Genomic DNA, 12,376 nt, shown 5'->3' with positions numbered 1-12,376 from the left:
CGGGGCGGCGGGCGGCGTGGCGGCGGATCCGGACCGCGATCCGCTGCCCGCCTCGCCGCCGGGCGCGGCCTCCTGCTCGGGCGGGTTGTCGCCGGCGGGGCGGTCGGTACTCACAGCGTGCTCCAGTTGTGGTCGGGATAGTGGTGCACCGGAGCAGACACATCGTCCAGCGCCCGGCGGATCTCGTCAGGAAGAGTAAGGGCCTCCACCGACAACGACGCTCTGAGCTGCGGCGCCGTGCGCGCGCCGAGGATCGGTGCGGTCACTCCGGGGCGGTCGCGGAGCCAGGACAGCGCGACGTGGAGGGGGGTGACGGCGAGGCCGTCGGCGGCGGTGCTGACCGCTTCGACGACCCGGCTCGCGGTCTCGTCCAGATAGGGCGCGACGAACGGCGCGAGCTGTTCCGAGGCGCCGCGGGAGTCGGCCGGGGTCGCGTGCCGGTACTTGCCGGTGAGGACGCCGCGGCCCAGCGGGGAGGAGGGGAGCAGGCCCATCCCCAAGTCCTGGGCGGCGGGCAGGACTTCGCGCTCGACGCCGCGCTGGAGGAGGGAGTATTCGAGCTGCGCGCTCGCCAGGCGGTTCCGTACTCCGGGGGCGGCGAGCTGCCAGGTGGCGGCCTTGGCGAGCTGCCAGCCGGAGAAGTTCGCCAGGCCGACATAGCGCGCCCGGCCGGTGGCGACGGCGAGATCGAGGGCCTGGAGGGTCTCCTCCAGCGGTGTGTCCGGGTCGAAGGCGTGCAGCTGCCACAGGTCGACGTGGTCGATGCGCAGGCGCACGAGGGAGGCGTCGAGGGCGGCGAGGAGATGGCGGCGCGAGCCGTCGACCCGGCGGTCGGGCGCGAGGACGCTGCCGGCCTTGGTCGCGATCACCAGGTCGTGTCGCGGAACCAGTCCTTCCAGCAGCCGGCCAAGGAGGTACTCGGCGCCGCCGTCGGCGTAGATGTCGGCGGTGTCGACCAGGGTCCCGCCGGCCTCCCAGAACGACTTGAGCTGGTCGGCGGCTTCCCGCTCGTCCGTGTCGCGTGCCCAGTTCAGGGTGCCGAGCCCCAGGCGGGACACGCGAAGGCCGGTACGGCCGAGGTGCCTTTGCTCCATGGGCCCTGAGATTACGCGCCGCCCGCCGCGATCAGGGGACCTGTGGACAACCCGTCGGACGGCCCGTCGGTGACGTCTGCCGCACTCGCGCGCTAGAGTCCCCGCAACAGCGACGTTACTGATGGGTAAGGGGAGCGGCATGAGGCTTGGCATCAACCTCGGCTACTGGGGCGCCGGGATGGACTCCGACAATCTCGCGGTGGCCCAGGAGGCCGATCGCCTCGGTTACGCGGTCTGCTGGGCGGCGGAGGCATACGGTTCGGACGCCCCCACCGTGCTCTCCTGGGTGGCCGCGCAGACCGAGCGCATCGACGTCGGCTCGGCGATCTTCCAGATCCCGGCCCGTACGCCCGCGATGACCGCGATGACCGCGGCGACCCTGGACTCGCTCTCGGGCGGCCGGTTCCGGCTGGGCCTGGGCGTCTCGGGGCCGCAGGTCTCCGAGGGCTGGTACGGCGTGAAGTTCGACAAGCCGCTGGCGCGCACCCGGGAGTACGTGGAGATCGTCCGCAAGGCGATGACCCGTGAGCGGCTGTCCTACGAGGGCGCGCACTGGACGCTGCCGCTGCCCGGCGGCCCCGGCAAGCCGCTGAAGCTCACCGTGCACCCGCAGCGCGAGCACATCCCGCTCTACATCGCCGCGATCGGCCCGAAGAACCTGCGGCAGACCGGTGAGATCGCCGACGGCGCGCTGCTCATCTTCCCCTCCGCCGACCACCTGGAGGAGACCGCCGTCTCCCACATCCGGGCGGGGCGGGAAGCGGCCGGCAGGACCATGGACGGGTTCGACGTCTGCCCGACGCTGCCGCTCGCGCTGGGCGAGGACAAGGACGTCAGCAAGCTGGCGGACGCCTTCCGCCCGTACACCGCGCTGTACGTCGGCGGTATGGGCAGCCGCAAGCAGAACTTCTACAACCAGCTGGCGCAACGGATGGGCTACGAGAAGGAAGCCGCCGAGATCCAGGACAAGTACCTGTCCGGGGACAAGGACGGCGCCGCCGCGGCGATCCCGGAGCGGCTGATCGACCAGACCACGCTGCTCGGCTCCGTCGAGCGGATCGCGGAGCGGATGCAGGCGTACGCCGCGGCCGGGGTGACCACGCTGACGCTGGCGCCGGCCGGCTTCACGCTGGACGAGCGGGTGGCGTCCCTGCGGGCGGGCGTCGAGGCGCTGGAGCGGGCCGGGCTGGCATAACGGCCGGGGAGGGAACCGGCGGCGGCCCGGCACCCGGGATGCCGGGCCGCCGCGGAGCGCTGCGGCCGTGGTGGGGGCTCGGGGGTCTTCCCCGCCACGGCCGTCACGGAACACAACGCGGCGACGGGCGGGCGGGTTACGCGCGCCGCCCCGGGGCGCGTCAGGCGAACGGGCCCGGCGGCCCTGCCCCCGGTTGCCGGCGGCGGACCACCGTATTTGACTCTCCCTTTACGGGCGTGTCCGTTCGGAGGTGACGCTGATGTTCTCGGCCAGGAGCCTGTTCCAGGAGATCGTCGACAACGACGACTCCTACCGCCTCTTCTGCTCCATCGCGGCCAGCGGTGAGGCCCAGGGAGGCTGGGAGAACGGCCGGATCGCCGCCCTGCTCCCCGCCTCGCAGCGGGAACTCGCGCCCAAGGTCGCCCGGCACGGTGCCGACGAGGACAAGCACGGCCGGATCTTCCGGGCCCTGCTCCGCAGGCGCGGACTGACGCCCACCGACGTCCCCGCGGCCACCGACTACACCATGCTGCTGGAGCGGCAGGGCATCGGCCTGGCGCACGCCACGCTGCGCCGCGACCAGGCGCTGACCGAGCGGGACGTCATCACCTACCTCGCGCACAGCCGGGTCACCGAGCAGCGCGCGGCCGAGCAGATGCTGCTGCTGCAAAAGCACTTCGGCGACCACCCCGAGGTGGGCAGGGCGGTCCGGATGATCTGCCGGGACGAGGAGAACCACCTCGCCTACTGCCACGAAGAGCTGCTGCGGCTGGCCCGCGCCGGGCACGGGCGCACCATCCAGCACCTCCTCCAGGAGTGCGCTTCTGTTGGGTTGTGAAGTGTGTCGTGCACTGTCGTGACGGGCGGGGCCACACGGTCGAGTGAGACAGGATCGGTAGGGGTGTCGCGCACGTCGGCGATGTCGTTCGCGTCGCGTGAACGTACAAACACTTCCTTCTACGATCTTCCGGTCCTTCCGTGTCCTGCTGCCCTCCGGAGTCGCCTACTGGACCGTCCTGGACGGCGAACTGCGCGTCGTCGACGCGGCGGACGAGTTCCTGCGCCATCTGCGGTTCGGCCGCCACAGCGCGGAGTCCACGACGGAGGCGTACGCCGGTTCCGTCGCCCTGTACCTGCGCTGGTGCCAAGAGAGCGGCAGGGCCTGGACCACCGGTTCCCGTCACCTGGGCATGTTCATGGTCTGGCTCAGACACGCGCCCAGGCACTCCTCATCGACGCCGGTGTTCACCGGGCCGGGCACCAAGGACGTCCGGGGCCCGCGCCGTGTGAACGCCGTACTCGCCGCTGTCCGCGAGTTCTTGAAGTACACCGTCAGCACGGGTGCGGCTCCGGCCTGGGTCATCGACCAGCTCTACGAGATCGGCGACAGTCACGATCTGCCGGCCGAGGTGCGGGGCGAGTACGGCATCCCTCGCGGCTACGCGAAGGTCCGCCACCGCCTGCACGAGCCGGACGAACCGGTGGACCGGGCCACCGATGCGGAGATCGTCGCCCTGGTGAGGGCCTGCCGTTCGGCAAGGGATCGGCTGATCGTGCTGCTGATGGCACGCGCGGGCATCCGCCGCGGCGAACTCGTCGGCCTGCGCAGGGCTGACCTGCACTTCGTGCTCGACGCCCGGCCGCTGGGCTGTCCCGTTCCGGGCAGCCACCTGCACGTGGTCCGCCGCGACAACGTCAACCGGGCCTGGGCCAAGTCCCGCAACTCCCGCTCGGTCCCGGTCGACGCCCTGCTCATGCAGGCTCACGATCAGTACGTCATCGAACGCGCCGCCATCGCGGCGGCCGCCGAGAGCGACTTCCTGCTGGTGAACCTCTTCCGGGGCCGCATCGGAGCCCCGATGCGGCTCGGGGCGATCAACGAGCTGATGACCTCGCTCAGCTGCCGGGCCGCCCTTAGGCGCAGTGTCCGCCCGCACCAGGGGCGCCATGGATTCGCGGACAACGTCGTGGCTGCGGGCGGCCAACTCGACGAACTGGCCGAGCTGTTGGGCCACGACTCACCGATGTCCTCACAGCCCTACCTGCACCCCTCGCACGAGCGACTGCGCGACGCCGTCGAGCGGGTCCCCAGCCCTCGTCTGACCTTGGAAGGAGAACGCCCATGACCGTCACCGCCGTCAGCCCGCTCGCCACCGCGGTCGCGGCCGAGGAGGACGAGGTCACCGGACGTCTGCGGGCCCAGCTGGACGCCGACTTGCTGACGAAGATCGGCTGGGTCGAAGAGAAGCTGACCTGGCGCCCGCCCCGCGAAGACCCGCTCGTCGGCTACGCGATCTGCTCCATCTCCGGCTGCAGGACCGTGATCGGACACCGTCGGCAGTGGTGCTATGCCTGCACCAAGCAGTGGAAGGCCAGCGGGCTGAGCGAGGAGGATTTTCAGGCGGTACACCGCCGTGACGTCAAGGAATGGGACGAGACGATCTGCGCGGTCGCCCAGTGCGAACGGCCCGCCAAGACCGGTCGGCTGCAGGTCTGCACCGCTCATCTATGGCACTACCAACACAGCGGCCAGAGCCTCGAAGAGTTCGCGGCCCGCCGCGACTTGACCCCCTACCCGCATCCGGGCTTCTGCCGGGTCGAGCTCTGCGACTGGCGCCGTTACACCACCCAGGGACAGGACCTCTGCCGTCCGCACACCAAGAGGCTCCAGCACCTGCGGAGCCAAGACCCCGGTATCGACGTGGATCACTGGATGCGGACCGCTCCCGCCCGCCGGGACGGCCGCCGGGTCGACCTTCGCGGCCTGCCGGCCCGCATCGTCGCGGAGGTCCTTGTCGGACTCCAGGAACGCTACCGAGCCGGAGCCATCACCGAAATGCACCGCCTCCGCCTGCTCTGCAACCACGCCCGCCAACAGACGATCACCACCCTTGAAGACCTGGTCGTCGTGCCCCGGAACATCGAGTCACTGCGGTCCACCATCGTCAAGGCCGCCCGTCTGGCGGCCTCCGATCCGGAGACCGAGCGGCACAAGGACATCTGGAACGCTGCCGTCTTCGGGCAGGGCAACAATACCGTCGACTTCACCGGCATCACCCAGCCCTGGCTGCGCGAGGTGGTCAAGTACTGGGTCAGTGAGGAGATGCCGCGTCGCCGCGGCGACGCGGTCGGCTCCGTCATGCAGGGCTACGTGACCAGTCTGACCAGGCTCTCCGAGAGCCTGCGTCTGCACCGCGCCGACGATCACGGAGATATCGCCGCTCGGCTCGGACGTGGCGACGCCATCTGCTTCCTCAACCGCCTTGCCTACCTGGTCAGCGTCGGCAAGATCAGTATGAACATGCGGATCATCGACTGCCGCAACGTCAAACGCGTCATCACCGACCTGCGCAACCGAGGCATGCGCATGCCTGGCGACATCAGCCGCACCCTGCCGCCGGGCTTCACCTTCCTTGCCGAGGACATCCCGCCTCCGGCGGACGACGACGAACCCGGCCGGGCCCTGCCCGACCGCGTCTTGGCCCAGCTCTGCCGGGCCCTGCCGATGCTGGAGGAACGCTCCGGGACATCCATCCGCGTCGCCACCGAGATCCTGATCGACACCGGCCGCCGCCCCGACGAAATCTGCCGCCTGCCCTGGGACTGCCTCGTCACCAGCGCCGACGGCAAAACCGTGCTGATCTACCACGACTACAAGAACAACCGGCCGGGCCGCCGCCTGCCGATCGCGGACGCCACCGCAGAAGTCGTACGCACACAGCAACGCGCCGTCCAGGCCCGTTTCCCCGACACCCCACTGGGCCAACTCGCCCTGCTGCCCGCCCCCAAACGCAACCCCGCAGGCACCCGCCCACTCGGCGACGCCTCGCTCAGTCCCGCCCACCGGGCCTGGGTCGATGCCCTGCCCGCGCTACTGGCCGACGGCGACGTCGAGTTCAACAAGGCGGCCATCGTCCCCTACACCTACCGCCACAGCTATGCCCAACGGCACGCGGACGCCGGAGTCCCGCCCGATGTCCTGCGCGATTTGATGGGCCATCGCTCAATGCGGACAACTCAGACGTATTACCGCATTACCGGCAAGCGCATGCGTCAGGCGGTCGAGCGGGTGGCCGCCCACCAGTTCGACCGCAACGGACAACGCAGCTGGCAGCAGATCCAGGGCGCCCTGGACGACGAACACACCCGCCTCCGCATCGGACAGGTCTCCGTCCCCTTCGGCATCTGCATGGAACCCAGCAACGTCAAGGCCGGCGGACACGCCTGCCCGTTCCGCTTCCGCTGCCTTGGCTGCGGCCACTTCCGCACCGACGCCTCCTACCTCCCCGAACTCAAGGACTACCTCGCCACCCTCCTGCGCGACCGAGAACGCGTCCTGGCCGCAGGCGAACTCGACCCGTGGGCCCGCACCGAAGCAGCACCCTCCCAGACCGAGATCAGCAAACTCCGCCAGCTCATCCACCGCGTCGAGGACTCCATGGACGAGCTCACCGACGACGAACGCGAACAGATCAAAGAAGCCGCCCCCGCCCTGCGTCGCCCCCGCCAGGTCGTCGACCTCGGCATGCCCGTCATCGGCTCGTTCATCGACCAGACCAGGAACGAGCACCGCCCATGAACAACACCAAGTGCCTCACCAACGCGCGCCACCAGGACAGCGAACGCCGACGCGCCAAAGTCCTGGCCGCGCTCGATCAACTTGCCGCACGCGGCGATGACATCAGCATCTCCGCCGTCTCACGGGCCGCCGGAGTGCACCGCAGCCTCATCTACCGCCACCCCGACCTGCACGCCGCCGTCACCGCACGCGCAGCCGCCGAACCGCCACCCGGCACCGCCGCCGGCCCCAGCGCGAGCAAACAGTCCCTCATCGCTGACATTGCGAACCTCACCGACCGCATCCGCCGCCAGGACACCCACATCCGCCAGCTCGAACAACGTCTCGCCGAAGCCCTCGGCGAGCAGGTCTGGCAACAAGCCGGACTCGGCGGACCTCCCGACCACGACGCCCTGCAGAAGCGCGTCAGCCACCTGGAACAGCACATCATCGAGCTGCGGCAACAACTCGCCGATCGCGACGACGACCTCGACGCCGCCCGCGCCGCCAACCGACAGCTCATGGCCAGCCTCAACACCGCGAAAGATAAACCCTGATCGGAAGTCACAGAGCCCGGTCACGCGTGAGTCTTCACCCAGACGGCGCGGTCACCTTGGGCCCTCCCTCAGCCCCGACAACTGCGCGATGCAGCGGAAGCAAGAACGCAACGACGAACAGGCCGAAGAGGTTGATGAACAACAGCCCGTCAGGACGCCACAGCCCCGCCGGATCATCCCTCAGGCTCTGCCAGTTGCCCATGCAGTTCCCACAGACGTCCATCACCATCACGGAGCCTGCAAACCAGACCCCTGCCCTCCGCACGAGTCCCACCAGCACGGCGGCCAGCGGATCGAGAACCACCAGGCTTACGAAGAACACTTGCAGTGGAACCGACCGAAACGGTGCATAAGCATGAATGCCACCACGGGCCAGAACGAGAACGTGGTCGCCGAATCCTTCAAGGAATCCGATCAAGTACACCGCGAGGACCCATCTCACCCACGACTGCTGCCTGCCCCACCGTTCCCGCAGCTCGAATATCACCGGCCCACCCTACGTGCACGACATCTGTCGCGCCGCTAGCGAGCACCTCCACCTGCCTGACCAGGCACAACCCAACCAGCGCGAACCATTACGGACCAGTAGCCATACAGAACGGAACACGGGTCGAGATCGCCGTCCACCGGGACGTCAGCCTGGCCGTGATGGCGCACATGGGCCGCATCCTGAAGTGGCCGAAGGCCAAATCGGCGGTGCTGGCCGCCGGGATCATGGCGCGCTACGGCTACGAACGGCTCGGCGGCTGGCGCCGGATGGTCAGCCTGCGGATGCCCGAGCGGCGCAACGCACTGGGCGGTCCCGCCACCTCCGCGCCGGAGTTCGCCTGAGCCCGCTCGCACCGGGCCGCCGCCGGGTGCCCCTCACAGCCAGCCGCGCCGCTTGAACAGCCGGTACAACGACACCTCGATGACGGCCATCACCAGCAGGATCGCCGGATAGCCCAGGTGCCACCGCAGCTCGGGCATGTCGGAGAAGTTCATGCCGTAGATCCCGGCGATCAGGGTGGGGACGGCCGCCAGCGCGGCCCAGGCCGAGATCTTGCGCATGTCGTCGTTCTGCCGGACGCCCATCTGCGCCAGGTGGGCGGCGAGGATGTCGGACAGCAGCCGGTCCAGGCCCTCCACCGACTCGTTGGCGCGGGCGAGATGGTCGCCCACGTCCCGGAAGAACGGGCGGGCGTGGTCGTGCACGAAGGGCACACCGGGGCTCTGGAGGCGGTTCATCGGATCGGTCAACGGGACGGTGGCCCGGCGGAATTCGAGGACCTCGCGCTTGAACGCGTAGATCTCGGCAGCGGTGTTCCGGGTGTTCTGGCTGCTCCGGCGGATCGGGGCGAACACCTCCGCCTCCAACTCCTCCAGATCCACCTGGAGTTCACCGGCGACCTCGATGTAGTGGTCGACCACCGCGTCGCTGACCGCGTAGAGCACCGCCCCCGGGCCGTGTCGCAGGATCTCCGGGTGGTGCTCCAGCCGCTGTCGCACCGCCGCCAGCGGGCTGGCCGCACCGTGCCGGACGGTCACCACGAACGAGTCGCCGACGAAGACCATCAGCTCCGAGGCGGTCACGGTGTCGGCCGTGACGTCGTAGGTGATCGGCTTCAGCACCACGAACACCGAGTCGTCGTAGACCTCCAGCTTGGGCCGCTGGTGCGCCTTGAGCGCGTCCTCGACGGCCAGCGGGTGCAGCCCGAACTGGCTGCTGACGCGGTCGAACTCGTCCTGCGTCGGCTCGTGCATGCCCAGCCACAGGAAGGAGCGGCCCTCGGCCCGCGCCGCGTCCAGAGCGTGGGAGAAGTCGGCCGCGCACTCATGGCGGCGGCCCTCCCGGTAGATGGCGCAGTCCACGATCACATCGGCATTCTCACCCGGCACCCGGGCACCTGCCACGGAAGCCGGTACGGAACGTAGGGTGGCGGCCATGCCCACGCTGATCCTGGTGCGGCACGGCCGCTCCACCGCCAACACCGCCGGCGTGCTCGCCGGCCGGACGCCCGGCGTCGCCCTCGACGAGCGGGGCGCCGCCCAGGCCGCGGCGCTGCCCGCCCGGCTGGCGCGGATCCCGCTGGCCGTCGCCGTCTCCAGCCCGCTGCAGCGCTGCCGGGAGACCCTGCGCCCGCTGCTGGACGCCCGCCCCGGGCTGCGCCTGGAGACCGACGAGCGGATCAACGAGTGCGACTACGGCGACTGGTCGGGGCGCAAGCTGGCCGAACTGGGCGACGACCCCCTCATGGAGGTCGTCCAGCGGCACCCGTCCGCAGCGGCCTTCCCCGGCGGTGAGTCGATGCGGGAGATGCAGGCCCGCGCGGTGGCGGCGGTACGGGACTGGAACGCGCGGGTCGAGGAGGCGCACGGCGCCGAGGCGGCCTACCTCATGTGCTCGCACGGTGACATCATCAAATCCATGGTCGCCGACGCCCTCGGCATGCATCTCGACCTCTTCCAGCGGATCTCCGTCGAGCCGTGCTCGGTCACCGCGATCCGCTACACCCGGCTGCGCCCCTATCTCGTACGGCTCGGCGACACCGGGGACTTCGGTTCGCTGGCGCCGCGCGACGGCGACGCGGCCGACGCCGGAGGTGTCTCCGGAAGCGAGCGGGACGGGGCCGTCGGAGGTGGTGCGGGAGCAGCGTGATCGACCGGCGCAGTAGGGTGGTGCGACGGCGCTGCCCGCGACGCCCCTGCGATCCGCGCAGTGCCCGCAGGACGCAGCGACCGCACTGACCCCGCAGTCGAGAATCGGAGCAGGACGTTGTCCCGTCAGGTGTTCTTCTACGACGCGCCGGACCGGTTCGTGGCCGGAACGGTCGGGCTGCCTGGCCGCCGTAGCTTCTTCCTCCAGGCCACCGCGGCCGGCCGCACCACCAGCGTCGCCCTGGAGAAGACCCAGGTGGCGGCCCTCGCGGAGCGGATCGACGAGCTGCTGGACGAGGTGGTGCGGCGCAGCGGCGGCAATGCCCCGGTGCCCGCCGTCTCGCCCGCCGAGATGGCCGACACCGCCCCGCTGGAGACCCCGGTCGAGGAGGAGTTCCGGGTCGGCACCATGGCGCTGGCGTGGGACGGCGAGGACCAGCGGATGATCGTCGAGGCGCAGGCGCTGGTCGAGCTGGAGGCCGACAGCGACGAGGACCTGGCCGACGCCGAGGAGCGGCTGCTCCAGGACGACGAGAACGGCCCGCCGATGCTCCGGGTGCGGCTCACCGGGTCCATGGCCAGGGCGTTCGCCAAGCGTGCGCTGGAGGTCGTCAACGCCGGCCGTCCGCCGTGCCCGCTGTGCAGCCTGCCGCTCGACCCGGAGGGACACGTATGCCCGCGCCAGAACGGATACCGACGGGACGCCTGAGCCCCATGGAGCCCACCGCCGAGCCGGCCGGCCCGCTGCCCGGTCCCGCGGACCCGCAGGACGTGGCGCCTCCCGCGGCGGAGCGCACCGGAAGCCTGCCGGGCGCCGTCCTCGCCGAGGGCGAGCTGACCGTGCGCGGCCGGATCCAGGAGGCGTCCAACGCCGTCCTGTACTGCACGGTCGAGAGCGACGGCCGCAGCGCCGCCTGCGTGTACAAGCCGGTCGCCGGTGAGCGCCCGCTGTGGGACTTCCCGGACGGCACGCTCGCCCAGCGCGAGGTCGCCGCGTACGAGATCTGCCGGGCGTGCGGCTGGGACCTGATCCCGACGACGGTGCTGCGGGACGGCCCGTTCGGGACCGGGATGGTGCAGGAGTGGATAGCGCCGCCGGGCGACGCGGACGAGGTGCCCGAACTGCTCGCGCTGGTCGCCGACGACGAGCCGGCGCCGGGCTGGAAGGCGGTCGGCCGCGCGGAGATCGGCGAGGGCCGTACCGCGCTGCTGGTGCACGCCGACCACCCGCGGCTGCGCCGGCTGGCGGTGCTGGACGCGGTGATCAACAACGGTGACCGCAAGGGCGGCCATCTGCTGCCCGGCGCCGGCGGCGAGTTCTTCGCGATCGATCACGGTGTGACGTTCAACTCGGCGGACAGGCTGCGCACGCTGCTGTGGGGCTGGGCCGGGGAGCCGCTCACCGAGGAGGCGCTGGCCGTGCTGCGTGGCCTGAAAGCGGCGCTGGCGGATTCCGCGCCGCTCGCCGTCCGACTGGCCGAACTGCTCACCGACGACGAGATCGCCGCGCTGCGGGCGCGGGTCGACGGGCTGCTGCGCAGCGGACGGCACCCGGAACCGAGCGGGGAGTGGCCGGCGATCCCCTGGCCGCCGGTCTGAGCCGCGGGCGCCGGGCACCGGGCAGCGGGCCCGCGGGCGGCAACACCCGTGCGTGCCCTGCATGTCCGCCCGCGGAACGCAAGAGCGCCTTTCCGGCCAGAGGCCGGGTCCGGTTCGTATGCGGAACGTCCGTCCGGTTACGCTCAAGGCATGCATGCATGGCCCGCTTCTGAGGTCCCCGCCCTGCCCGGTCAGGGCCGCGACCTGAGGATCCACGACACCGCGACCGGCGGACGGGTAACCCTCGCCCCCGGTCCCGTCGCCCGTATCTACGTCTGCGGCATCACGCCGTACGACGCCACCCACATGGGGCACGCGGCGACCTACAACGCGTTCGACCTGGTTCAGCGCGTGTGGCTCGACACGAAGCGCCAGGTGCACTACGTGCAGAACGTCACCGACGTCGACGATCCGCTGCTGGAGCGGGCGGTGGCGACCGGCGACGACTGGACCGCGCTCGCCGAGCGCGAGACGGCGCTCTTCCGCGAGGACATGACGGCGCTGCGGATGCTGCCGCCGCGCCACTACATAGGCGCCGTGGAGGCGATACCCGGCATCGTCCCGCTGGTGGAGCGGCTGCGCGACGCCGGCGCCGCCTACGAGCTGGACGGTGACATCTACTTCTCGGTCGCCTCCGACGCGCACTTCGGCGAGGTCTCCGGCCTCGACGCCGCGGCGATGCGGCTGCTGTCCGCCGAGCGCGGCGGCGACCCGGAGCGCGAGGGCAAGAAGAACC

General features: G+C 70.7%; 10 protein-coding genes and 3 pseudogenes. 10 read left to right on the top strand and 3 right to left on the bottom strand.

What is annotated here, in order from left to right; all coding sequences use genetic code 11:
• Positions 1 to 110: 110 nt before the first annotated feature.
• Entirely contained in the window at positions 111 to 1,094 is a 984-nt protein-coding gene (locus RZ84_RS07600; protein ID WP_043263648.1) for an aldo/keto reductase, read from the bottom strand.
• Between the two features lie 139 nt (positions 1,095 to 1,233).
• Between RZ84_RS07600 and RZ84_RS07595 the strand changes: the two genes are divergently transcribed.
• From RZ84_RS07595 to RZ84_RS07575, 5 genes and pseudogenes are all read left to right on the top strand, one after another.
• Positions 1,234 to 2,289: an LLM class F420-dependent oxidoreductase gene (locus RZ84_RS07595; RefSeq protein WP_043263647.1), complete on the top strand. Its 1,056-nt coding sequence runs from the start codon at positions 1,234 to 1,236 to the stop codon at positions 2,287 to 2,289.
• A 259-nt stretch (positions 2,290 to 2,548) separates the two neighbouring features.
• Positions 2,549 to 3,112, top strand: a pseudogene (locus RZ84_RS07590) (ferritin-like domain-containing protein); the annotation flags it as partial.
• A gap of 112 nt (positions 3,113 to 3,224) precedes the next feature.
• A complete protein-coding gene (locus RZ84_RS07585; protein ID WP_241777616.1) occupies positions 3,225 to 4,415 on the top strand; it encodes a tyrosine-type recombinase/integrase in 1,191 nt (396 codons plus the stop codon).
• A complete protein-coding gene (locus tag RZ84_RS39565) occupies positions 4,412 to 6,868 on the top strand; it encodes a tyrosine-type recombinase/integrase (protein WP_198539952.1) in 2,457 nt (818 codons plus the stop codon). Before RZ84_RS07585 ends, RZ84_RS39565 begins: the two co-directional genes overlap by 4 nt.
• A complete protein-coding gene (locus RZ84_RS07575; RefSeq protein WP_198539951.1) occupies positions 6,865 to 7,404 on the top strand; it encodes a DUF6262 family protein in 540 nt (179 codons plus the stop codon). The genes RZ84_RS39565 and RZ84_RS07575 overlap by 4 nt, the downstream gene beginning before the upstream one ends.
• 34 nt (positions 7,405 to 7,438) lie before the next feature.
• Here the strand turns inward: RZ84_RS07575 and RZ84_RS07570 are convergent, their stop codons facing one another.
• Positions 7,439 to 7,891, bottom strand: coding sequence for a hypothetical protein (locus RZ84_RS07570; protein WP_052229820.1), 453 nt, complete (start codon positions 7,889 to 7,891; stop codon positions 7,439 to 7,441).
• 125 nt (positions 7,892 to 8,016) lie between these two features.
• Between RZ84_RS07570 and RZ84_RS07565 the strand changes: the two are divergent.
• A pseudogene (locus RZ84_RS07565) lies at positions 8,017 to 8,235 on the top strand (ferritin-like domain-containing protein); the annotation flags it as partial.
• Positions 8,236 to 8,268: 33 nt separating this feature from the next.
• Here the strand turns inward: RZ84_RS07565 and corA are convergent.
• A complete protein-coding gene (gene corA, locus RZ84_RS07560) occupies positions 8,269 to 9,261 on the bottom strand; it encodes a magnesium/cobalt transporter CorA (protein ID WP_043269331.1) in 993 nt (330 codons plus the stop codon).
• A 67-nt stretch (positions 9,262 to 9,328) separates the two neighbouring features.
• Here corA and RZ84_RS07555 point away from each other — a divergent pair, with 67 nt between their 5' ends.
• The 4 genes and pseudogenes from RZ84_RS07555 to RZ84_RS40760 all read left to right on the top strand — a co-directional run.
• Complete coding sequence (locus RZ84_RS07555; RefSeq protein ID WP_043269329.1) at positions 9,329 to 10,042, top strand: histidine phosphatase family protein; 714 nt, start codon at positions 9,329 to 9,331, stop codon at positions 10,040 to 10,042.
• 117 nt (positions 10,043 to 10,159) lie between these two features.
• A complete protein-coding gene (locus RZ84_RS07550) occupies positions 10,160 to 10,750 on the top strand; it encodes a DUF3090 domain-containing protein (protein WP_078893624.1) in 591 nt (196 codons plus the stop codon).
• A gap of 5 nt (positions 10,751 to 10,755) precedes the next feature.
• Positions 10,756 to 11,640, top strand: coding sequence for an SCO1664 family protein (locus RZ84_RS07545; protein WP_043263644.1), 885 nt, complete (start codon positions 10,756 to 10,758; stop codon positions 11,638 to 11,640).
• Between the two features lie 150 nt (positions 11,641 to 11,790).
• A pseudogene (locus RZ84_RS40760) lies at positions 11,791 to 12,376 on the top strand (cysteine--1-D-myo-inosityl 2-amino-2-deoxy-alpha-D-glucopyranoside ligase); the annotation flags it as partial.

Source organism: Streptomyces sp. CT34 (genome assembly GCF_000805335.1).
Classification (GTDB): domain Bacteria; phylum Actinomycetota; class Actinomycetes; order Streptomycetales; family Streptomycetaceae; genus Streptomyces.
This window is presented reverse-complemented; position numbering and strand designations above follow the sequence as displayed.

Excerpts from the sequence above, each read along its gene's own strand:
- RZ84_RS07600 (WP_043263648.1), bottom strand. The coding sequence starts at position 1,094 with ATGGAGCAAAGGCACCTCGGCCGTACCGGCCTTCGCGTGTCCCGCCTG.
- RZ84_RS07595 (WP_043263647.1), top strand. The coding sequence starts at position 1,234 with ATGAGGCTTGGCATCAACCTCGGCTACTGGGGCGCCGGGATGGACTCC.
- RZ84_RS39565 (WP_198539952.1), top strand. The coding sequence starts at position 4,412 with ATGACCGTCACCGCCGTCAGCCCGCTCGCCACCGCGGTCGCGGCCGAG.
- RZ84_RS07575 (WP_198539951.1), top strand. The coding sequence starts at position 6,865 with ATGAACAACACCAAGTGCCTCACCAACGCGCGCCACCAGGACAGCGAA.
- RZ84_RS07555 (WP_043269329.1), top strand. The coding sequence starts at position 9,329 with ATGCCCACGCTGATCCTGGTGCGGCACGGCCGCTCCACCGCCAACACC.
- RZ84_RS07545 (WP_043263644.1), top strand. The coding sequence starts at position 10,756 with ATGGAGCCCACCGCCGAGCCGGCCGGCCCGCTGCCCGGTCCCGCGGAC.